At 45.5% G+C, this 22,620-nt stretch carries 22 protein-coding genes; 18 read left to right on the top strand and 4 right to left on the bottom strand.

The window, feature by feature from the left end:
- Nucleotides 1–176: 176 nt before the first annotated feature.
- Nucleotides 177–3,128, bottom strand: coding sequence for a ribonuclease E (gene rne, locus IX91_RS10035; RefSeq protein WP_004746538.1), 2,952 nt, complete (start codon nt 3,126–3,128; stop codon nt 177–179).
- A gap of 570 nt (nt 3,129–3,698) precedes the next feature.
- Between rne and rluC the strand changes: the two genes are divergently transcribed.
- A complete protein-coding gene (gene rluC, locus IX91_RS10030) occupies nt 3,699–4,643 on the top strand; it encodes a 23S rRNA pseudouridine(955/2504/2580) synthase RluC (RefSeq protein ID WP_004746539.1) in 945 nt (314 codons plus the stop codon).
- A gap of 235 nt (nt 4,644–4,878) precedes the next feature.
- Here the strand turns inward: rluC and IX91_RS10025 are convergent, their stop codons facing one another.
- The gene (locus IX91_RS10025; protein WP_004746540.1) at nt 4,879–5,460 is read right to left on the bottom strand and encodes a Maf family protein; all 582 of its coding nucleotides are present in this window, start codon (nt 5,458–5,460) and stop codon (nt 4,879–4,881) included.
- A 148-nt stretch (nt 5,461–5,608) separates the two neighbouring features.
- Here IX91_RS10025 and yceD point away from each other — a divergent pair, with 148 nt between their 5' ends.
- From yceD to IX91_RS09945, 15 genes are all read left to right on the top strand, one after another.
- Nucleotides 5,609–6,139 (top strand): 23S rRNA accumulation protein YceD, encoded by a 531-nt coding sequence (gene yceD / locus IX91_RS10020; RefSeq protein ID WP_004746543.1) that lies wholly within the window; start codon nt 5,609–5,611, stop codon nt 6,137–6,139.
- A 30-nt stretch (nt 6,140–6,169) separates the two neighbouring features.
- Complete coding sequence (gene rpmF / locus IX91_RS10015) at nt 6,170–6,340, top strand: 50S ribosomal protein L32 (RefSeq protein WP_004414666.1); 171 nt, start codon at nt 6,170–6,172, stop codon at nt 6,338–6,340.
- A 9-nt stretch (nt 6,341–6,349) separates the two neighbouring features.
- A complete protein-coding gene (gene plsX, locus IX91_RS10010) occupies nt 6,350–7,375 on the top strand; it encodes a phosphate acyltransferase PlsX (protein ID WP_004746545.1) in 1,026 nt (341 codons plus the stop codon).
- A gap of 5 nt (nt 7,376–7,380) precedes the next feature.
- Nucleotides 7,381–8,361, top strand: a complete 981-nt coding sequence (locus IX91_RS10005; protein ID WP_004746547.1) for a beta-ketoacyl-ACP synthase III — start codon at nt 7,381–7,383, stop codon at nt 8,359–8,361.
- 84 nt (nt 8,362–8,445) lie between these two features.
- Complete coding sequence (gene fabD, locus IX91_RS10000) at nt 8,446–9,369, top strand: ACP S-malonyltransferase (RefSeq protein WP_004746549.1); 924 nt, start codon at nt 8,446–8,448, stop codon at nt 9,367–9,369.
- Nucleotides 9,370–9,396: 27 nt separating this feature from the next.
- Complete coding sequence (gene fabG / locus IX91_RS09995) at nt 9,397–10,131, top strand: 3-oxoacyl-ACP reductase FabG (protein WP_004746550.1); 735 nt, start codon at nt 9,397–9,399, stop codon at nt 10,129–10,131.
- A 306-nt stretch (nt 10,132–10,437) separates the two neighbouring features.
- Nucleotides 10,438–10,671: an acyl carrier protein gene (acpP, locus tag IX91_RS09990; protein WP_004406112.1), complete on the top strand. Its 234-nt coding sequence runs from the start codon at nt 10,438–10,440 to the stop codon at nt 10,669–10,671.
- Nucleotides 10,672–10,761: 90 nt separating this feature from the next.
- Nucleotides 10,762–12,003 (top strand): beta-ketoacyl-ACP synthase II, encoded by a 1,242-nt coding sequence (fabF, locus tag IX91_RS09985; protein WP_004746552.1) that lies wholly within the window; start codon nt 10,762–10,764, stop codon nt 12,001–12,003.
- Between the two features lie 116 nt (nt 12,004–12,119).
- The gene (gene pabC, locus IX91_RS09980) at nt 12,120–12,923 is read left to right on the top strand and encodes an aminodeoxychorismate lyase (RefSeq protein WP_004746554.1); all 804 of its coding nucleotides are present in this window, start codon (nt 12,120–12,122) and stop codon (nt 12,921–12,923) included.
- Nucleotides 12,920–13,936 (top strand): endolytic transglycosylase MltG, encoded by a 1,017-nt coding sequence (gene mltG / locus IX91_RS09975; protein ID WP_004746556.1) that lies wholly within the window; start codon nt 12,920–12,922, stop codon nt 13,934–13,936. Before pabC ends, mltG begins: the two co-directional genes overlap by 4 nt.
- Nucleotides 13,933–14,562 carry a dTMP kinase gene (gene tmk / locus IX91_RS09970; protein WP_004746558.1) on the top strand — a complete coding sequence of 210 codons (630 nt, stop codon included), beginning with the start codon at nt 13,933–13,935 and terminating at the stop codon, nt 14,560–14,562. The genes mltG and tmk overlap by 4 nt, the downstream gene beginning before the upstream one ends.
- A 1-nt stretch (nt 14,563) precedes the next feature.
- Entirely contained in the window at nt 14,564–15,526 is a 963-nt protein-coding gene (locus tag IX91_RS09965; protein WP_004746560.1) for a DNA polymerase III subunit delta', read from the top strand.
- Nucleotides 15,517–16,284: a TatD family hydrolase gene (locus tag IX91_RS09960; protein ID WP_004746561.1), complete on the top strand. Its 768-nt coding sequence runs from the start codon at nt 15,517–15,519 to the stop codon at nt 16,282–16,284. Before IX91_RS09965 ends, IX91_RS09960 begins: the two co-directional genes overlap by 10 nt.
- A gap of 444 nt (nt 16,285–16,728) precedes the next feature.
- Nucleotides 16,729–18,159 (top strand): PTS glucose transporter subunit IIBC, encoded by a 1,431-nt coding sequence (gene ptsG, locus IX91_RS09955; RefSeq protein ID WP_004746563.1) that lies wholly within the window; start codon nt 16,729–16,731, stop codon nt 18,157–18,159.
- Between the two features lie 377 nt (nt 18,160–18,536).
- Nucleotides 18,537–18,959 carry a hypothetical protein gene (locus IX91_RS09945; RefSeq protein WP_004749335.1) on the top strand — a complete coding sequence of 141 codons (423 nt, stop codon included), beginning with the start codon at nt 18,537–18,539 and terminating at the stop codon, nt 18,957–18,959.
- Nucleotides 18,960–19,002: 43 nt separating this feature from the next.
- Here the strand turns inward: IX91_RS09945 and IX91_RS09940 are convergent, their stop codons facing one another.
- Nucleotides 19,003–19,596 (bottom strand): outer membrane beta-barrel protein, encoded by a 594-nt coding sequence (locus tag IX91_RS09940; RefSeq protein WP_004746618.1) that lies wholly within the window; start codon nt 19,594–19,596, stop codon nt 19,003–19,005.
- Between the two features lie 133 nt (nt 19,597–19,729).
- Between IX91_RS09940 and cydH the strand changes: the two genes are divergently transcribed.
- Complete coding sequence (cydH, locus tag IX91_RS26380; RefSeq protein WP_004746619.1) at nt 19,730–19,822, top strand: cytochrome bd-I oxidase subunit CydH; 93 nt, start codon at nt 19,730–19,732, stop codon at nt 19,820–19,822.
- 7 nt (nt 19,823–19,829) lie between these two features.
- On the top strand, nt 19,830–20,981 hold the full coding sequence (locus IX91_RS09930; RefSeq protein WP_004749334.1) for a patatin-like phospholipase family protein: 1,152 nt from the start codon (nt 19,830–19,832) through the stop codon (nt 20,979–20,981).
- Between the two features lie 40 nt (nt 20,982–21,021).
- On the opposite strand, the gene pyk is transcribed toward IX91_RS09930, so the two are convergent.
- Nucleotides 21,022–22,464, bottom strand: a complete 1,443-nt coding sequence (gene pyk, locus IX91_RS09925; RefSeq protein WP_004746621.1) for a pyruvate kinase — start codon at nt 22,462–22,464, stop codon at nt 21,022–21,024.
- Nucleotides 22,465–22,620: the final 156 nt, after the last annotated feature.

Raw genomic sequence — 22,620 nt, 5'->3', positions numbered from 1 at the left:
GCTACCGAAAAGTGTGATTAAGTTCAAGATTGATACAGGTATTGACTAATATTTGTGACAAATAATTGCTCTCAATATAACTAGCAGCGTGATAACGGTGTGTTTACTTAATTGTTTTAAATAGACATAAAAAAACAGCCTCACGAGGAGGCTGTTTTTATTCGAAAAGCGAATGGCTAAAACTGAGGTTTAGTCATTGCTGCACCAGCTTGGTTGCGAGCGACTTGGCTACCAGCGCCGCGCGACTCGTAACGCTGCGCTTTAAACGGAGCTGCTATTACAGTGATCTCTTTCATCTCTGTGCTACCAGGCGCTTTTGCCATAGCGGCAGACGCGTGACCTTTAAAGCTTGGCGCAACAACAATGTCTGAAGTTTCAGCTTTTACTTCTTCAGTCGGCTGCTTAACGTCAGTTGCTTCAACTTTAACTTCAGCTTGAACTGGTTGCTCAACGGTTTCAGCTACCGCTGCAACAGGTTCTGAGACAACTGCCGCTTGTGGTACTTCTACCTGTTCAGGTTGAGTTGCCGCTACAGTTTCTTGTACAGGCTCTTCAATGATAGGCTGCTCACGACGGACAATCACTTTACCCATCGCCATTTCTGGACATGCAAAACCACCCAATGAAGTCACTGTCGTCTCTACAGGCGCTTCTACCTTGTCAGCTTTTGATTGCTGCTTCGGTGCTGGTTTAGTAATACCGTAACTTGGCATCACTTTACCCATCGCCATTTCAGGAGATGCAACACCACCTTTACGTAGACGGAATGGGTTAGGGCGACGATCACGACCACGACGGCGACGTTGACCACTTGCACGTAGGTGACGTGGAGAACGACGGTTGCGGCGTTGCTTCGGCTGTTCTTCAGCGTTATCCGCTTCAGTATTCAGTGCTTTTTCTTCAACCGCGTCTGCTTTAGCTTCTACTGCAACTTGCTTCGCTTCTTCATCCGCTTGAGCTTTTGCAGCTTGGTCTTTAACTCGAACCTGCTTAGACAGCTTGCGACGTTGACGGCGCTCTTTAACTTTTGCCGCTTTCTCTTCTGCGCGCTCTTTGCGTGCTTCAGGTTTGTCGCCTTGCTGAGCGTCAGCCGCTAACTTAAGACCTTCTTCAGCTACCTTACTCGGTTTAGCTTCGTCACGCTTATTACGGCGATCTTGCTTAGGTTTGCGATTCTGCTGCTTACGTTCGTTAGGTTTCGCTTCCGTTGCCGCTTCATCACGTGTGTTCTTACGCTTGTTATCGCGTTTGTCTTCACGGTTATCGTTGCGGTTGTCACGATTGCCACGACGGCGGTTATCGTTACGGTTGCGACGATTGCGGTTGTTACGGTTACCTTCTTTACGCTCTTTAGGTTTTTGCTCTTCTTGCTTCTCTTCTTCTTTGGCAGAACCAAATAGGAAGCCACCTAGAGCTTTGAAGAAGCGACTTACAAGACCTTCTTGAGGTTCTTGTGATTCTTTCTTCTTCTCTGGTGCTTTCGGCGCTGGTTTAGCCGGCGCTGGAGCAGAGTTGCTTGGAGACGCAAAGCCTTTTAGAGCTGGCTCTTCAATCTTCTTAGGTTTGGCTTCAGTTTCAACCGCTACCTCTTTACCTTCAGCTTCCTTCATCGCATCAAGCTTTTTAGGAAGTAGGTAAGAAAGTAGGTCAAACTCTTCACCTTCACGGACACGAATTACATCGAAATGCGGTGTTTCCATGTCTGAGTTTGGCACAACCGTGATCTTAACTTCTTGGATACGCTCAATGTGATTGATTGAACGACGCTTTTCGTTAAGTAGGTAAGAAGCAATAGGGACAGGCACAACTGCAAGAACTTGAGCTGTGTTGTCTTTTAGCGCTTCTTCTTCGATTAGGCGAAGTACAGAAAGTGCCAGAGATTCGTTGTCACGAACAACACCCGTACCACTACAACGCGGACAGATGTGGTGACTTGCTTCTGCCAGTGATGGACTTAGACGCTGACGAGACATTTCTAAAAGGCCAAAACGAGAAATTCGACCAATTTGTACTCTAGCGCGATCCATACGAACAGAATCACGTAAGCGGTTTTCAACTTCACGTTGGTGACGAACTGGCGTCATATCGATGAAGTCGATAACCACAAGACCACCTAAGTCACGCAGGCGAAGTTGACGTGCAATTTCTTCTGCTGCTTCTAGGTTAGTGTTTAAAGCGGTTTCCTCGATATCGCCACCCTTAGTTGCACGGGCAGAGTTGATATCGATAGAAGTCAGGGCTTCTGTTGGGTCAATAACGATAGAACCACCAGAAGGCAGACGAACTTCGCGTTGGAACGCAGATTCGATCTGACTTTCAATCTGGTAGTGGCTAAACAGCGGCACTTCACCATCGTATTTCTTAACACGGCTTACAAAATCAGGACGAACTAGGCGGATATGGTCTAGTGCGCGCTCGTAAATTGTATTGCTGTCGATAAGGATTTCGCCAATATCGCGACGTAGGTAGTCACGAATTGCACGAACAATCACGTTACTTTCTTGGTGAATCAAGAAAGGTGCAGCGTTTGAGTCAGAAGCTTGCTTGATTGCGCCCCAGTGGTTCAGAAGTACGTTTAAATCCCACTCTAGCTCTTCAGCACTTTTACCAACACCTGCAGTACGTACGATCAAACCCATACCTTGAGGTAGTTCTAATGTGCTTAGAGCTGCCTTAAGTTGAGTACGCTCGTCGCCTTCGATACGGCGAGAAATACCACCGGCACGAGGGTTGTTAGGCATAAGAACAAGGTAACTACCCGCAAGAGAAATAAACGTAGTTAGAGCTGCGCCCTTACTACCACGTTCTTCTTTCTCAACTTGTACGATTACTTCTTGGCCTTCAGTTAGCACTTCTTTAATGCTAGGACGGCCTTGGTAGGTGTAACCTTCAGGAAAGTATTCGCGGGCAATTTCTTTAAGAGGGAGGAAACCGTGTCTTTCTGCACCGTAGTCAACAAAAGCCGCTTCTAGGCTTGGTTCGATGCGTGTGATACGTCCTTTGTAGATATTTGCTTTTTTAGATTCATGTCCAGGGCTTTCGATATCCAAATCATATAAGCGCTGACCATCAACCAAAGCAACACGCAACTCTTCTTTTTGAGTTGCGTTAATTAACATTCTTTTCATTGATAAATCTCGTTGTCATTCTTTTGTTTTTCTTGTCACTGCGATCGCTTTCAAGGTGCCTGATCCCATGGCTTAATCGGTGCAGCCTCCCGGCTGGAGGGATGCTCTGGGGCACTTCAGTCTCACAAACTTTTCTCGTTCAGCTTGTGCGCCGCATCGGCGGCGGTAAACACTCAACATGATGAGCGACGAGTAGGGTGACAAGTTTGTTAATCCCGAAAATGTCTTACGCCGTGTGCTGCATTTTGGTAAATTAACGGGCTACTCAATTTATTGCTCAAATATGAGGTGGTTTGTATAAAATGCAACCAAATCATATATTGCAGGTGTGAACTATAGCAGTACCCACTAAACTCAGCAATCTGCTTTATAATAAAACGCTAAAAAAGCTGATTTTATTTTTTGTAAGTGACTGTTTTATTTGTTTAATTAGAGATATTTTTGAAAATTGTAATAAAACTGATGGATTTTTATTCGTAGCAGAATTTGAATCCACTCTTATCGAGCAATTTTCCATTTTGTTGCGAAGAAAATGTGAATCTGCGCAACTTAGAGTGTTAGAATAACTTCATGAGTGAAATTAGAACAAAAGTCCAATTCGTCGACATTGACGACGACATGGCAGGGCAGCGTATTGATAACTTCTTACGCAACCAATTGAAAAGTATCCCTAAAAGCATGGTTTACCGTATTTTGCGTAAAGGCGAAGTGCGAGTGAACAAAAAGCGCGTAAAAGCGGAATATAAGCTGCAGGCTGGTGATCTTGTCCGAATTCCACCGGTTACTATTGAAGAGAAGCCTGAAGAAGTCGCGCCGAGCACTAAGCTAAATAAGGTCGCAGAGCTTGAAAATATGATCATCTATGAAGACGATCATATGTTAATCCTTAACAAACCTTCAGGAACGGCTGTTCACGGTGGTAGTGGATTAAAGTTTGGTGCGATTGAAGCACTTCGTGCACTGCGCCCTCAAGCAAGGTTCCTAGAATTAGTGCATCGCATTGACCGAGACACATCAGGCATTTTACTGGTGGCAAAGAAGCGTTCGGCACTGCGTCACTTGCAAGCACAGTTTCGTGAAAAGACGGTACAGAAGTACTATTTTGCTTTGGTGATGGGCGAATGGAAAGCAAGCTGCAAAAAGGTCAATGCGCCATTACTTAAGAACGAAGTGAACAGTATTGTGCGAGTAAATCCTAATGGTAAAGCTTCGGAAACAAGATTTAAGATCATTGAGAAGTTTGCCAATGCAACGCTGATTCAGGCGAGTCCGATTACCGGTCGTACGCACCAAATTCGCGTTCATACCCAATACACGGGTCACCCAATTGCATGGGATGATCGCTATGGTGACCGACGTTTTGACGCCTATACGGGCAAAGTTGGCTTAGACCGCTTATTCCTTCATGCGGCTAACATTAAGTTCCAACACCCATCAAATGATGAGTGGATGGAAGTTAACGCGCCAATGGAGCCGAAGTTAGAGAAAGCGCTAGCGGGGCTGCGTAAGCTATAGGAATGGGAACGGACTTCGTCCTATGGTTCGCTTCGCTAATGGAACGGGCGTTGCCCTATGGAACACTTCGTTGCGAGAGGCGAGATCGGAGAGCTCCGCTCTAGGGAAAGCTAGATCGCTACGCTGCTGGAAAACTAGAGTTGCCCCCACAATAGAAGTGGAGCAGTTTTAGTTCTCCAGTTCTCCAGTTCTCCAGTTCTCCAGTTCTCCAGTTCTCCAGTTCTCCCGCATCCCGCTAAAGCACCTCTACCCCTTGTGCTGCGAGCATAGCAATCAAATCAATCAGTGGCAGTCCAACTAAGGTGTTTGGGTCTTTACCTTCCAATCGTTCAAATAGAGCAATACCCAAGCCTTCACTTTTAAAGCTTCCCGCACAGTAAAAAGGCTGCTCTTTATCTACATAGTTTTCGATCTGCTTTTTGCTTAGAGCTCTAAAGTGGACCGTGAAGGTATCGACTTTTATGTCGGTGAGCCCGGTATGAGTATTGTGCAGAGCTAAGCCGGTATAAAACTGAATAGACTGACCGCTTTGGTCAAGTAGCTGCTCAATCGCCTTTTCGCGTGTATGCGGTTTGCCGATGATGTTGCCGTTAATTACGCAAACCTGATCGCTACCGATAACTAAACTTGGCTGACTCACTGAACAAGACTCTGCTTTGCCTTTGGCGAGTCTTCTTACTAATTCGATAGGCGCTTCATTCTCTAGTGGAGTTTCATCGAAATCGGGAGAAGCTGTCACAAATTCTATCGCTAGTTTATTGAGCAGTTGTTTACGATATGGCGATGTAGAGGCTAAAACTAGTTGGTAATTCGGCATTTTTCTTTACAATCAAAACAAGAGTTGGTGAGAGCTTAATTCATATTATGTCTTCTATACTAGCTCTCAAGCTGATAAGGAAAAAAAGTACATTTTTTTGCCCTTTTTCTTTGACTATAAACGATTTGGAAGATAGAATTCGCGCCCTATGCAAAAGGTAAAAATACCGCGTACGATTGATCCGTCACGCGCTGCTCAGAAGCGACTAGATGTTGAAGGTATTATTCAAGTTAGTCTCTTTAAGCGCTTAGATGAATCAGTTGAAGGCGTTAAACGCGACGCCCAAGTGTCACTGTCATTTGACTTAGATGAGCAGCGACTCGTTGTTATCTCTGGTAAAGCTAACATCGAAGTCGACTTAGAGTGTCAGCGCTGTAATGAGGTTTTCGCACATGAGTGCGAGGTCCAATTCACTTATACACCTTACAAAGGTGAGAAGACTGAAGAGGAAGCACCGGAAGAGTACGATTTGGTAGATCTGAACGAGTACGGTGAGTTAGACCTAATACAGTTAGTTGAAGACGAGTTCATTCTAAACTTGCCTCAAATAGCAATGCACGATGAAGCGGACTGTAGCGTTGATTCAGATAATATGGTGTTTGGTGAACTTCCAGAAGAAATTGTGGAAGAAGAAAAGAAGCCGAATCCATTTGACGTTTTAAAAAGCTTAAAGAAGTAATTCTTTAATACTTACATAGGAGTAGGGTCAATGGCCGTACAAAAGAGCAAGAAATCTCGTTCAATGCGTGGTATGCGTCGTTCACACGATGCCCTAACTACAGCTGCACTTTCTGTAGACGCAACTTCAGGTGAAACTCACCTGCGTCACAACGTAACTGCTGAAGGTTACTACCGTGGCAAAAAGGTTATCAACAAGTAAGGTTGACCTTTGCAAAATATAACCGTTGCACTTGATGCAATGGGCGGGGATTTCGGTCCTCGCGTCACAGTGCCTGCCGCCGTGCAGGCACTGTCGCATTTCCCAGAGCTAAAAGTGATCCTTATTGGTGATCAAAACGCGATCACATCTCAATTATCTTCTCTTGGTTACCAGCCAGATGCTCGTTTGAGTATTGAGCACGCAGACCGAGTGATTTCCAACACAGAAAAACCTTCCCTCGCACTCCGTAACAATCAAGGCAGCTCTATGGGCATGGCTATTGATCTTGTCGCCGACAGTCAAGCCGATGCATGTGTTAGCTGTGGAAATACGGGTGCTTTGATGGCCTTATCGCGATTTAAGTTGAAGCTGTTACCGGGTATCGAACGCCCTGCGCTTATCTCTGCCTTACCGACAGCTTCCGGTGGTCGAACTTGGATGTTGGACTTAGGGGCCAATGTATCAAGTGATGCGGATTCGTTGTTTCAATTTGCCGTTATGGGTAGTGCACTTGTAGAGCAGTATGTAGGTAAGCCACCCCGAGTAGCCATTCTCAACATAGGCGCTGAAGAAATAAAAGGTAATGACCTCGTCAAGCGCTGTGCAGAAATGTTGGAAAATACTCGTTCGGTGAACTTTGTTGGCTATATTGAAGGTAATCAATTACTCCATGATGCCGCAGACGTCGTTGTTTGTGATGGTTTTGTGGGCAATGTTTGTCTAAAAGCATGTGAAGGCACAGCACAACTTTTTATCGATAAGTTGAAATCGAGTATGATGACCTCATCTATAAAGGGTTGGATTGCAAGAAAATTGTTTTCCGGACTATTTAATGAACTAAAAACATTGAACCCCGACCAGTATAACGGCGCAAGTTTGCTAGGATTGCGCGGCATTGTCATAAAAAGCCACGGAAGTGCTGATGTAGAGGCAGTCATCAATGCAATTGGTGAGGCACTACATGAGGTCAAACGACAAGTACCAAGCCGTATTAGCGATCGTTTGGAAGCGGTTTTACTCGAGAGGCATTATTAGTCTTCATGTATAGCAAAATTTTAGGTACTGGCAGCTACCTGCCATCTCAGGTGCGTTCAAACGCAGACTTAGAGAAAATGGTAGATACAAGTGATGAGTGGATTGTAACTCGTACTGGTATTAAAGAGCGTCGCATTGCAGCTGAAAACGAAACAGTTGCAGACATGGGCTACCAAGCGGCGAAGAATGCTATCGAGATGGCAGGTATCGATAAAGACGATATCGACATGATTCTTGTAGCGACGACTAGTGGTTCTCACGCATTCCCATCAGCGGCATGTCAGGTTCAAGCGCTTCTGGGCATTAAGCATTGTCCTGCGTTTGATATGGCGGCGGCATGTTCAGGGTTTGTATATGCCTTGTCGGTTGCCGATCAGTACATCAAAACAGGTCACTGTAAGAACATCCTAGTGATCGGTGCTGACGCTTTGTCTAAAACCTGTGACCCTAACGATCGTTCAACGATTATTCTCTTCGGGGATGCTGCGGGTGCCGTTGTCGTTGGTGCGAGTGAAGAGCCTGGTATCTTATCAACCACGATTAACTCTGATGGCCGCTTTGGTGAGCTATTAAGCCTCAAATTCCCAGATCGCCATGAGAAAGTACAAAGCGAATCTGAGCATAGCGAAGATATCAATAGCTGGCTGCATATGGCCGGTAACGAAGTATTTAAAGTTGCCGTTACTCAGCTTTCTCGCCTAGTTAAAGAGACACTTAAAGAGAATGATATGGACAAGTCAGAGTTAGACTGGCTAGTTCCTCATCAAGCAAACCTACGTATTATTTCCGCAACTGCTAAGAAGCTTTCAATGCCGATGGAACAAGTGGTCGTTACATTGGACCGTCATGGCAATACTTCTGCGGCAACCGTACCAACAGCACTGGATGAAGCGGTGCGTGATGGGCGAATTAAGCGTGGTCAAACACTGCTGCTTGAGGCATTTGGTGGTGGCTTTACTTGGGGCTCAGCTCTCGTTAAGTTCTAAGCTATAGAATTCAAAATTAAGATGCCTTGATAGGCATCTTTTCTTTCTTCTTTTAAATAAAGAAACGGTTTTAAGGAAAAGAAAATGAGCAAGTTTGCTATCGTATTTCCAGGTCAGGGCTCACAAGCTGTGGGTATGCTTGCTGAACTTGGCGAACAATTTGAAGTCGTTAATCAAACATTTGCAGAAGCATCGGAAGCACTAGGCTACGACCTATGGGCTCTAGTTCAGAATGGTCCTGCAGAAGATCTAAACCAAACACACCGTACTCAACCTGCATTGCTAGCATCTTCTGTAGCGATCTGGCGCGTATGGCAAGAGCAAGGCCTAGAGCAACCAGCTAATTTAGCGGGTCACAGTCTAGGTGAATACTCTGCATTAGTATGTGCTGGCGTGATTGACTTTAAGCAAGCGATCAAACTGGTTGAACTACGTGGTCAACTAATGCAAGAAGCGGTTCCGGCTGGAACAGGCGCAATGTATGCGATCATCGGTCTTGATGATGATGCTATCGCAAAAGCTTGTGAAGAAGCAGCGCAAGGCGAAGTGGTTTCACCAGTAAACTTCAACTCGCCTGGCCAAGTTGTGATTGCCGGTAGTAAAGATGCAGTAGAACGTGCGGGCGCACTATGTAAAGAAGCCGGTGCTAAGCGCGCGCTTCCACTTCCTGTTTCTGTACCTTCTCACTGTGCACTGATGAAACCTGCAGCAGACAAGCTAGCAGTGGCACTAGAAGAAATCGAATTCAACGCACCTCAGTTCCCTGTTATCAATAACGTTGACGTAGCTGCGGAAACCGATCCTGCGAAAATCAAAGATGCGCTTGTTCGTCAGCTTTACAGCCCAGTTCGTTGGACTGAGAGCGTGCAACTGATGAGCGAGCAAGGCGTAGAGAAGTTACTAGAGCTTGGCCCTGGTAAGGTTCTATCTGGCCTAACAAAACGAATTGTTAAGACACTAAGTGGCGCTGCAGTGAATGATACTGCATCTCTAGAAGCTGCTAAGTAATTAAAGGACATAGGAATAAAGAACATGATGAACCTAGAAGGTAAGATTGCTCTAGTCACTGGCGCAAGCCGTGGTATTGGTCGTGCAATTGCTGAACTATTGGTTGAGCGTGGCGCGACAGTAATCGGTACTGCGACTTCTGAAGGCGGCGCGGCTGCAATCAGCGAGTACCTTGGTGAAAATGGTAAAGGTCTAGCACTTAACGTTACTGACGTTGAGTCAATTGAAGCGACACTAAAAACAATCAACGATGAGTTTGGTGCAATTGATATCCTAGTAAATAACGCAGGCATCACTCGTGATAACCTTCTGATGCGTATGAAAGATTCAGAGTGGGATGACATCATTGATACCAACCTAACACCTATCTTCCGTATGTCTAAAGCTGTACTTCGCGGTATGATGAAGAAACGCGCTGGTCGTATCATCAACGTAGGTTCTGTTGTCGGTACTATGGGTAACGCAGGTCAAGCTAACTACGCAGCAGCAAAAGCGGGTGTTATTGGTTTCACTAAATCTATGGCACGTGAAGTTGCTTCACGTGGCGTAACAGTTAACACTGTTGCACCTGGCTTTATCGAAACAGACATGACTAAAGCGTTAAACGAAGAGCAACGTGCATCGACTCTTTCTGCAGTTCCTGCAGGTCGTTTAGGTGATCCACGTGAAATTGCATCGGCAGTGGTATTCCTTGCTTCTCCTGAAGCGGCATACATTACTGGCGAAACTTTGCATGTAAATGGCGGCATGTACATGGTGTAAATCGCTTACCTTGCAGAATTAGTGAACTTTTTCATTAAATTTCATTCAAATTTCTGCGGGTAGAGTGAATTTGCACTTAATGTCACCAACTTGGCTATTTATTGTCATTAAAATGGCCTATAGTTTGAGATTCTTGATATGAACGTGCGCAAGATTTGTGCATGATTTAAGTCAAAAATGTATTGAATTTCGGTTAAAATCGCTAAAATTGTGGTTTGACCAGCAAGGTCCCTCTTGCAACTTTTGGTAGTTCGAATAAACTACTGAATCATCGCATTAGGCGAAATCTGTAAAGGAAAAGAAAAAATGAGCAACATCGAAGAACGCGTAAAGAAAATCATTGTTGAACAGCTAGGTGTAGACGAAGCTGAAGTTAAGAACGAAGCTTCATTCGTTGACGACCTAGGTGCTGATTCTCTAGACACTGTTGAACTAGTAATGGCTCTAGAAGAAGAATTTGACACTGAGATTCCAGACGAAGAAGCTGAGAAAATCACTACTGTTCAAGCTGCAATCGACTACGTAAACAGCGCTCAGTAATATCTCTCCCAGGCGGCCTTCTGGCCGCCTGTGTTCTCTTTAACCCTTCTATCCTTCCATAGAATCATTTCAATTCCGGAGAATAATATCGTGTCCAAGCGTCGTGTTGTTGTCACTGGCATGGGTATGTTGTCACCGGTAGGCAACACCGTAGAATCATCTTGGAAAGCCCTGCTAGCAGGTCAAAGCGGTATCGTGAATATCGAGCACTTTGATGCTGAAAACTTTTCTACTCGCTTTGCGGGTCTAGTAAAAGATTTTGACTGTACTGAATACATGTCTAAAAAAGATGCACGTAAAATGGATCTATTTATCCAATACGGCATTGCAGCTGGTATCCAAGCTCTAGATGACTCTGGTTTACAAATTAACGAAGAAAACGCTCCTCGTGTTGGCGTTGCAATCGGTTCAGGCATTGGTGGCCTAGACCTTATCGAAGCAGGCCACACAGCGCTTGTTGAGAAAGGTCCACGTAAAGTGAGCCCATTCTTCGTACCATCAACCATCGTAAACATGGTTGCAGGTAACTTATCTATTATGCGTGGTCTTCGCGGTCCAAACATCGCGATCTCGACGGCGTGTACAACAGGTCTACATAACATCGGCCATGCGGCTCGTATGATTGCATACGGTGATGCAGAAGCTATGGTTGCAGGTGGTGCAGAGAAAGCATCTACACCTCTAGGTATGGCAGGCTTTGGTGCCGCGAAAGCACTTTCTACTCGTAACGACGAACCACAAAAAGCTTCTCGTCCATGGGATAAAGACCGCGATGGTTTTGTTCTTGGTGATGGCGCGGGCATGATGGTTCTTGAAGAATACGAACACGCAAAAGCTCGCGGTGCAAAAATTTACGCTGAGCTTGTCGGTTTCGGTATGTCTGGCGATGCTTACCATATGACGTCTCCAAGTGAAGACGGTTCAGGCGGTGCACTAGCGATGGAAGCGGCAATGCGTGATGCAGGTATCACTGGCACTCAAGTAGGCTATGTGAATGCTCACGGTACTTCTACACCAGCCGGTGATGTCGCTGAAATTAAAGGCGTTAAACGTGCGCTAGGTGAAGAAGGTTCTAAGCAAGTTAAAGTGTCTTCAACTAAGTCTATGACTGGTCACTTGCTTGGTGCTGCAGGTTCTGTAGAAGCGATCATCACGGTGATGTCTTTGGTTGACCAAATGGTTCCACCAACAATCAACCTAGACAACCCTGAAGAAGGTTTAGATATCGATTTAGTTCCGCATACTGCTAAAGAAGTTTCAATGGATTACGCAATCTGTAACTCATTCGGCTTCGGTGGCACTAACGGCTCACTAGTATTTAAAAAAATCTAAACAAGCGCCTGAATTAGACTAAATAAACGGCTTAATGCTTTGGCATTAAGCCGTTTTGTTATTTAATGGTCTCTCAAAACTCGGCGCTCAAGCAATGGTGATAAAAAGGAATTCGCATGTTCATAGTCAATGGTGTCTGTTGTGAGTCAATCTCGGTGACAGATCGTTCGTTTCAATATGGTGACGGCTGCTTCACCACTATGCTGACGCGAGAAGGGCACATTGCTCATTGGTCAAAGCATATTGACCGCATGAACGCTTGTTTGGACGCACTATTCATCTCTCGTCCTGATTGGACTCAAGTCGAAAGTTGGCTAGCTCAGGCAGTTCGCAACGACCGAAAAGCGGGGTTAAAACTGCATATCAGCCGAGGTGAGGGAGGAAGAGGATATAGCCCTACTCATGTAGCCTCACCAAATGTTACTATTAGCGACTTTATTTATCCTGCTCACTATGAACAATGGAGTGAGCAAGGCTTAAAACTGGGTGTCTGCGAGCGACGACTTGGTCATAGCCCTTTACTGGCGGGACACAAACATAACAACCGTCTTGAGCAAGTGTTGCTTAAAGCTGAGTTAGAGCAGCATTCGTTTGCTGACGGGATCGCGCTTGATATTGATGACAACGTGATTGAAACCACCATGGCAAACTTGTTTTGGGTAAAGGGGTCAACACTGTTCACCCCTAGCTTAGATAAAGCAGGTGTCAGCGGAGTTATACGACGCGTTGTATTGGAATGGGCGCAGGCAGAGGGGATTGAAACTCACATAGGGGAGTATAAACTCTCTGATTTGCTTAACGCTGATGAAGTGTTTATGACAAACTCTATCTTAGGCGTAGTGCCGATTTGTGCTATTGATTCACACCAGTTTGATATTGGAAAAACAACTAAACGAATTCAGGAGATGATCGACTCGTGATTAAAAAAATCACGCTCTTTTTGTTGTTAGTGGCTGCATTGGCAGCGGGCGGCTATGTGTATGTCGCTAAACAAGTAGAGCAGTATGTAAACCAACCTCTTCAAATCGAGCAGTCACAGATATTTACCATCGCTTCCGGAACGAGCTTTAATCGCGTCCTCGAACAGCTTACCGAGTCTAAAATGATCACTGGTAGTGATGTGGTTAAGCTTGTTCGTCGATTCCACCCTGAGCTGACACAATTACGCGCCGGAACCTATTTACTGGACTCAGGTTCGACTCTGAAATCGACACTAGAGCAATTTAAACAGGGTAAGGAGCACCAGTTTTCGATAACTTTCGTCGAAGGTTCTACGTTTAAAGAGTGGCAGCAAATCATCAACAATGCACCTTACTTGGAGCATGAGTTAGACGGATTAAGCGAAGCTCAGATCGCAGAAAAACTCGGCGTACCACACGAAAAGTTAGAAGGGTTATTGCTTGCCGAAACCTATCATTACACCTTCGGTGCATCTGATCTTGATATTTTGAAGCGCGCCGCTGACAAACTGCAAATGGTGCTTGATGAGCATTGGGCAACTCGCCAAGAGAAACTGCCACTAAAATCTTCTTATGAAGCGCTTATCTTAGCTTCCATCATTGAGAAAGAAACCGCAGTAGAGTCTGAACGTGAGCGTGTTGCGGCAGTATTCGTCAATCGTTTAAACAAGCGGATGCGTTTACAAACCGACCCAACCGTCATTTACGGAATGGGGGATAAGTACGATGGGAATATTCGTAAGAAAGATCTTCGTACGCCAACACCATACAATACCTATACGATTTTCGGCTTGCCACCAACACCTATCGCTATGCCAGGGGAAGCTTCAATTCAAGCTGCTCTTAACCCAGAAGACAGTAATTACCTTTACTTTGTCGCAAGTGGTAATGGTGGACATGTATTTTCTAAAACATTGGCTGAACACAACCGAGCAGTTCGTGCATATTTAAAGCAATTAAGAAGTAAGAAATGAAAAACGGCAAATTTATCGTCATTGAAGGCCTAGAAGGCGCAGGCAAAAGTACAGCGATTAAGGCAGTACTCGAAACGCTAACAAATGCCGGTGTTGAACGCATCCAAAACACACGTGAGCCGGGTGGAACCGCCTTAGCTGAACAACTACGTACTTTGGTTAAACAAGAGCACGAAGGCGAAGAGCTGCAAGATATGACAGAGCTGCTATTGATGTATGCAGCACGAGTTCAATTAGTTGAGAACGTGATTAAACCTGCACTTGCTTCTGGTAGCTGGGTAGTTGGTGATCGCCACGACATGTCTTCGCAAGCTTATCAAGGCGGCGGACGCCAGATCCCGCGAGAAACCATGACTGCGCTTAAGCAGACGACCTTAGGTGAATTTAAGCCTGATCTAACGATCTATCTTGATCTTGACCCGCGAGTTGGCCTAGAACGTGCTCGTGGCCGCGGAGAATTGGATCGTATAGAGAAAATGGACATGAGCTTTTTCGATCGTACACGTGCGCGTTACCTTGAACTTGCAGAGAGTGATGACTCCGTCGTTGTGGTCAACGCAGAGCAAAATATTGAGCAGGTTGCTGCAGATATCTCGGCTGTCGTGACCAATTGGGTGAGCGCATAGCATGAATGAGCTATACCCATGGCTCTCTCCATTATGGAAAGAGTGGCAATCAAACCTTCAAGCTGATCGGTTTTCCAATGCCGCTTTATTGATTTCTGATGAAGGGATGGGTTCTGAGCGCTTAGTCGAACATTTTAGCCGAGCGGTGATGTGTCAGAACTATCTCGCTGAAGCGTGTGGCTTTTGCCACGGTTGTCAACTGATGGAGTCTGAAAGTCACCCAGATTTCCATGTTGTTAAACCAGAGAAGCAGGGTAAGGCTATTACAGTCGAACAGATCCGCCAGTGCAATCGAATCGCTCAGGAGTCTTCACAGCTTTCCGGGTTAAGGCTATTTGTCATTGAACCAGCGGAAGCCATGAACGAATCGGCTGTAAACGCCTTGCTGAAAACGCTTGAGGAACCTTCGGCAACTTGTATGTTCCTACTGGTTACCCACCGTAACAACGCTTTGTTGCCAACGATTACTAGCCGATGCCAACAATGGCACCTTACTGCGCCCGAGTCCTCATCGGTGGCTAGTTGGTTAAGTGACCAAGCAAATAAGCCAGTGCCTGCTTACGCTTCTCATATAAATGGTAATGCGCCGTTAGCCACGCTTGATTTCGTTAATCAAGATAAAGTATCGCAGTATCTTTCAATCGAGTCGCAGCTTATCGCACATTGTCAGAATCAAGCGGATGTGACTAAGCTTGCTAAAGAGTTAGCGTCAGAGCCGACTGAATATTTAAGTTGGTTATGGTACTTACTCACTGATGCGCAGAAAGTGCACTACGGCTTGGCGATGCCATTCTTTACACCTGGCGCTGATCAGTTAGCTGAGGTTGTTGGTTACCAATCTTTGTATGTTCAAGCTCAGGAGTTGTTAAAGCTCTCCGAACAATTGAGAACACACACAGGGCTAAATGCAGAGCTTCTGATTTTAGATTGGCTTTTCAAATTTAACGGGGAAACATGTTTGTAGATTCTCACTGTCATCTAGACAAATTAGACTATCAAGAGCTTCATCAAGGTATAGAAGATGTGGTTGCTAAAGCCAAAGCGGCCAATGTCACGGAGTTGCTCTCGGTCGGCGTGACTCTAGATTCTTTTCCTAACATGCTGGAAATGATCGAACCTTATGACAACATTTACGCTTCGTGTGGTGTCCATCCTCTTGATGTGGAGAGTGACTTTGCTCTCGACCGCTTACATGAGTACGCATCAAATCCGAAAGTAGTGGCGGTAGGCGAGACAGGCCTCGATTACCACTACCAGCCAGAAACGGCGGAACTGCAAAAATTGAGGTTTGAGCAACAAGTCGATTTGGCAGTTAAGTTGAACAAGCCACTGATTATCCACACGCGCAATGCGCGACAAGATACGCTAGATATTCTAAAAAATGGTAATGCTGAACAGTGCGGTGGCGTGATTCATTGTTTTACAGAGGACTTAGCGTTTGCTGAAGCGGCAATGGATCTAGGGTTCTATATTTCAATTTCAGGGATTGTCACCTTTAGACAAGCAACTGAACTGAAAGAGGTAGTGAAAGCACTGCCGCTTGAAAGATTGCTTATTGAAACTGACTCGCCTTACCTTGCACCAGTGCCTCACCGCGGGAAACAGAACCAACCTGCGTATGTTGTCGAGGTTGCCGCCTATATTGCGCAGCTTAAAGGACGTTCTTTGGGCGAAGTTGGAGAAAAGACCAGCGAAAACTTCAGAAATCTTTTTTTGAGATAGAAAATGAGTTTTGGATAAAAAAGGAGCTTCGGCTCCTTTTTTTTGTAATCAGCATCACAGGCAAACGCTTTCTGGGCGTTGTTTACTAAAAATGTTGAAGTTGAGAGCTATAAAAAGTGCCTATGTAATTTTGTTACATAAAATAACAACTGCATCTATTTTATTTACCCATCAAAATTAATCGATAGATTTAATATTATCAATAAAAACAGCTGGTTGTAGGCTTGAAATGCATTTCACACTTCGTTTTTGATTGTGATCTAGCTATTAGTTTGAAACTAAATTTCGTAACTCGGTAGAAAGATTGATCACCAACAAGATATATTTAGAGGCAGAAAATATAGTGACATAAGTGGTTACATTTTTTCTGGGTGCTAACATTTAAGGCTACGGGGGTGTGCCGTTAGAGCCCAATAATTCTTATAACTTTTCAGGAGCATAAACATGTTTAAGAATCTTTTTGCTAACCTGCAAAAAGTTGGTAAAGCTCTGATGCTACCAGTATCGGTTCTACCAGTTGCAGGTATTTTACTAGGTGTCGGTGCTGCCGACCTAAGCTTCATTCCAGAGATCGTTTCGAACCTAATGGAACAAGCGGGTGGTTCAGTATTCGGTCAAATGGCACTGCTATTTGCTGTGGGTGTTGCACTTGGCTTTACTAACAACGACGGTGTAGCAGGTCTTGCTGCTATCGTTGGTTACGGCATCATGACTGCAACACTAGGCGTTATGGCTGGTGTTATGGGCGTTGAAAAAATCGATACAGGTGTACTAGGTGGTATCCTTGTCGGTGGTGTGGCTGCTTGGGCATTCAACCGTTTCTTCAAAATCCAACTTCCAGAATACCTTGGCTTCTTCGCTGGTAAGCGTGCTGTGCCAATCATCACTGGTTTCACTGCTATTGGTCTTGGTATCGTTCTTTCTATCGTTTGGCCACCAATTGGCGGCGCGATTGCATCTTTCTCTGATTGGGCTGCTCACCAGAACCCACAAGTTGCATTCGGTATCTACGGTATCGTTGAGCGTTCTCTAATTCCATTCGGTCTACACCACGTATGGAACGTACCATTCTTCTTCGAAGCAGGTACTTGTGTTAACGCTGCAGGCGAAACTCAAAACGGCGTACTTACTTGTTACCTAGTTGCTGATGAAGCATCTCGTGCTGCTGGTAATGGCTTCGGTCAGCTAGCGGGTGGTTACATGTTTAAGATGTTCGGTCTACCAGCTGCTGCTATCGCTATTGCTCACTCTGCTAAACCAGAGAACCGCGCGAAAGTAATGGGTATCATGGCTTCTGCTGCACTGACTTCATTCCTAACAGGTATCACTGAGCCAATCGAGTTCTCATTCCTATTCGTAGCTCCTGTACTATACGGTATCCACGCTCTTCTAGCGGGTTCTGCATACGTTGTTGCTAACACTCTAGGTTTTGTACACGGTACTTCATTCTCACACGGTCTAATCGACTTCCTAGTTCTTTCTGGTAACTCTCAGAAAATCGGCCTAATGGTTGTGACTGGTCTTGTTTACGCAGCAATCTACTACGTAGTATTCCGCGCTGTAATCAAGGCAATGGATCTTAAGACTCCTGGTCGTGAAGACGAATCTGAAGAAGCAGTTGTTGCTGCTGGTTCAGACATGGCAGGTGAGCTTGTTGCAGCATTCGGCGGCAAAGCAAACATCACAGGCCTAGACGCATGTATCACTCGTCTACGTGTCGCGGTTGCTGATACAGAAGCTGTTAACCAAGACAAGCTAAAACAGCTAGGCGCAGCAGGCGTAGTAGTTGTAGCAGGTGGTGTTCAGGCTATCTTCGGTACTAAGTCTGACAACCTGAAAACAGAAATGGATGAGTGGATCCGTAACCACGGTTAATTCCCACTGACTCATCTAATTTGATAAAGGAGGCTTCGGCCTCCTTTTTGTTTTTGGAACGGGAGCGCTTCGCTTATGGAACGGGCTGCGCCCTTCGGGAAAGCCGGATCGCTACGCTGCTGGAAAGCGAGATCGGGCTTTGCCCTTCTGGAAAATGAGAGTTGACCACTTAACTTCAGTGGAGCAACTTTAGTTCTCCAGTTCTCCAGTTCTCCAGTTCTCCAGTTCTCCAGTTCTCCAGTTCTCCAGTTCTCCAGTTCTCCAGTTCTCCAGTTCTCCAGCTCTCTATTTTTCCTCATCCTCACCTTTCTCTGACATCTTTTCCCTACAAATACGGACAATTGCACGCTGTTTTATTTGTATTAGATGGCATTAGCATGAAGAAATATGGAATCTCTGGTTTGGTTGGCGTTTTAGCGGTAGCAAGTGGTGTTGCTGTCGCGGCAGAAGAGCCTAAATCAACAGACTTGTCGGTAGGAATGGCATTGGACCAAGGGCTTAGTGTTGTTGTCGAACTTGATAATCAGTACCGCTTTATTGCCGGCAATGATGGCGGCGCATTTGATTATATTCTTAAACGTGGCTCTTTTGAGGCCAATACGCCGGTAACTTGGTATGTTGGCGCTGGTGCGTGGAGTGAGTGGGATGGTAAAGAGTTTGGTGCTCGCGTCCCTCTAGGGCTGAATTGGAACTTGAGCAAAGGCTGGAATATGTACGGTCAAGTACACCCCGAGCTAAACCTATATGGCGGCCCTGAGCTACAAATTGGTGGCGCACTTGGTGTGAAATACTCGTTCTAAGTACTAAAACAGGCGTAGGTTTAACGGTCTGAGCAGAGGAGACTCAAAAACGGACGGTTAAACCTAGGTTTGCTGAAAACTGATTCATCCAATCGGTTTTGAACTTGATGACACACGAACCCTCGCCAGTCGTTGGCAAATTACATACCCCGCTGGTGTCATTGTCAACGACCGTTCCCAACCAACGTAGCTGAGTATTCAGCGCGACCGTATCGGAAAACTTGTATTCAAAACCGCCAAAGATACTGGCTGAAAATCCTAGCTCCTTATCGACCCAATCTGCATCGATATACGATCCTCCCAAACCAATTCCTAAGTAAGAAGAAAACTTATCTTCGATGGGGTAATAGACACTACTCTGAAAGTGTAAGTAATGGATGGTGCTACTCGCATTGGTGTTTTCTACGTCTGTGCTTTGCGTAGAGTAGAATAAGCCAAGTCGCCCAGTATCAAAGTCGGTTTCAACTGACAGTGCCAAACTCTCAGAACCTTTCAGGTCGAGCTCTTGTTGATTTTGGGTTTCAACGCTGCCGCCAGCTGTGTATCCAACCCAAGGAGTGAGATAAACCTCGGCAACTGCCGTAGTGCTAATGGCCGATAAAGCTAACGTTAAAGATATATGCTTCGATGCGTTCATTTTATATCCTTTATTTGATAACCATATGCTACTAATTGTGACGCTAACGCCATAATTCCGCACGGAAAATAGGTATTAATTGAAGATATCTCACAAGGATGTTATTACTTTGTTACACAATAAGGAGGTGTCTATGGAACACAATCTAAAATTTGCGCTAGTGATTACGGCTGTTATCTTCGCTGTTTTACTAGGTTTTGGCATTACAGCGATTACTACTGCGTAGCCTATCAATGAAGAATTGCGGTGTTATTACCAACGCTGCTGTACAACTTGATGCTCAACGACTAAAAAAGTACACCGGCGGTAAAAATGCATTGGTTGCTCAAGGGGGCGGCCAAAGAGGGATTTTTACGTCTGGTGTGCTTGATGCATTCCTTCTCTCTAATTTCGATCCGTTTCATTCTTTCTATGGTACTTCGGCAGGCGCGCTTAATTTGTGTGCGTTTCTCTGTCGCCAAAGAGGAATAGGGCAGTCCTTCATTCTCGACCTCACCACTGATCCAGAGTTTTTCCATCTGTTTCGTTATATACGACATAAAAAATACATGGGACTGGACTGGGCGCTCGATAAAATTTGCGATTATCCCTATCGACTTGATATTGATATGGGTAAGAAAGTGCTTGCTAATCGTCAGGCTTATGCTGCAGTTACAGATACTAATAGGCTATCTGACCATTACCTCCCTATGCTGCAAGATGACTGGAAAAAAGTACTGATCGCCACCTGTGCGATTCCCCGCCTGTACGATCAACCCGTTCAGTTTGACCACGGGGAGTATGTAGACGGTGGTGTTTCTGCTTCGATTCCAGTTCAGGAGGCATGGCGTAAAGAAGCCCGTTGTATTGTCGTGATTCGTACCGAGGGAGAGGATTTGGCGACGGATACGGTTGAGGTGAATCAAGAGCCTCCTGTCGAGTGGTTACGTGATTCATTCAATGTGATCCAAGATCACTGGCAAGAAAAGTTAACTCGGTGGAAGCAAGACTGGAGTTTGTTTTTTAGTGACCAAGTACAGAAATCTCGGCAGGAAAAAACCGAACAAACACACCTAGAAGCCCTAAATGGCGGGCGCTGGTTGTTTGGTGCTGATGATATTTATCGTCTGAGTCATTTGCTGGGAGATAAGTTTGATTCCGGTTTAGCAGACATGCTGATGGTGCATTATCAGACTTATTCATTGACTCAAGACTTTTTGCACTCACCGCCAGATGATTGCTTTATTGTTCAGATCAAACCGGACCAACCTCTGCGTTCTAGCTCCTTGATGAGTGAGAGAGAGGATTTACTCCACGATTATCAAATGGGGCTCGATGCTGGTTTTCGTTTTGTCGAAACTTTCTCTCAGTGTATTGCTAAATCCACTTTCTCCCTAAAATGCTAAAGGGAGCACAATGCTCCCTTTGTTGTCTTGAGGCTTTAACTTATGCGGCAAGAATTCGCATACAGTTAGTCGAGCCGACGACGTCCATCACGTCCCCTTGGGTGATGATCACTAGATCGCCGTCATCCAGAAGTCCTTTCTGTTTTAGGGTTGCAACAGCCGCTTCGGCAGTTTCTAGCCCAATATCTGACTTATCATCAAAGAACACAGGGAAAACACCTCTATAAAGCGCTGAGAGGTTCAGTGTGCTCTCATTGCGAGATAAGGCAAAGATAGGTAGTCCTGAACTCAAACGCGACATCATTAGCGCTGTACGGCCTGATTCAGTGAGAGTAACGATCCCTTTAACTCCACGCATGTGGTTAGCGGCAAACATGGTCGACATGGCTATGGTTTCTTCGCCTGTTTCAAACACGGAATCCATTCGGTAGCCCGAGCGGTTAACGGCCGACATCTTCTCTGCGCCCAAGCAGACTTCTGCCATAGAACGTACTGTTTCCAATGGGTATTTGCCTGCTGCGGTTTCGCCAGAAAGCATCACCGCATCGGTGCCGTCCAATACCGCGTTGGCTACATCCATAACCTCTGCACGGGTCGGCATTGGGTTTTCCATCATCGACTCCATCATCTGAGTTGCGGTAATGACAGTTCGATTGAGGGCGCGAGCGCGGCGAATCAGCTGTTTTTGCACCCCGATAAGTTCTGGGTCACCAATTTCTACCCCCAAGTCGCCACGCGCAACCATCACAGAGTCTGAGGCAAGAATAATGTCGTCAATATTCTCTTGGCTTTCTACGGTCTCTGCGCGTTCTACTTTTGCAACCAATCGCGTTTGCAGCCCGGCATCTGTAGCTAATCTGCGTGCGTATTTCATGTCTTCGCCATTGCGTGGGAAAGAGACGGCCAGATAATCGACTTTGATTTCAGCCGCGAGCTTAATATCATTCTTATCTTTTTCGGTCAGGGCTTCTGCGGACAAGCCGCCGCCTTTTTTATTGATTCCTTTGTTGTTCGACAAAGGCCCGCCAATAATCACCTTAGTTCTTACTTGCGACTCGTTAACGCCCATGACCTGAAGCTGAACGCGGCCATCATCGAGTAGTAATATATCGCCCGCAGAGACATCGTTAGGTAGTTCTTTATAGTCGAGCCCGACGGCATCTTTATCGCCTTGACCGGCTTCGAGTTTATTATCTAGGGTGAAAATATCGCCAATGCTAAGCTGAACTTTACCCTCTTTGAACGTAGATACGCGGATTTTCGGGCCTTGAAGATCGCCAAGAATGGCGACATGAGTGCCTAATTTTGCGGCGATGTTGCGAACTCTCGTAGCACGTTCTCTATGATCATCAGCGGTTCCGTGAGAGAAGTTCATTCTTACCACGTTGACGCCAGCTTCGAGAATTGCTTCAAGTACACCAGGTTTATCGGTAGAAGGTCCAAGAGTAGAGACAATTTTTGTTCTTCTTTGGATTGAGGTCATTCGGATCTCCTTGATTGATATTGCCGCCAGATAAAATTGGGAGCGGCTATGATTCGGTTTCCATTCCTAAATGCATTAGCATTAAGTATATACTGGCGTAGCATCTGTGCTGATAATTCAGATGACATTCTTATGTGCGCCTTTGAAAAGGTGATG

Origin of the sequence: Vibrio tubiashii ATCC 19109, assembly GCF_000772105.1 — a bacterium.
GTDB lineage: Bacteria > Pseudomonadota > Gammaproteobacteria > Enterobacterales > Vibrionaceae > Vibrio > Vibrio tubiashii.
The sequence above is the reverse complement of the archived record's forward strand: the minus strand, read 5'-3'. Positions and strand labels throughout refer to the sequence as shown.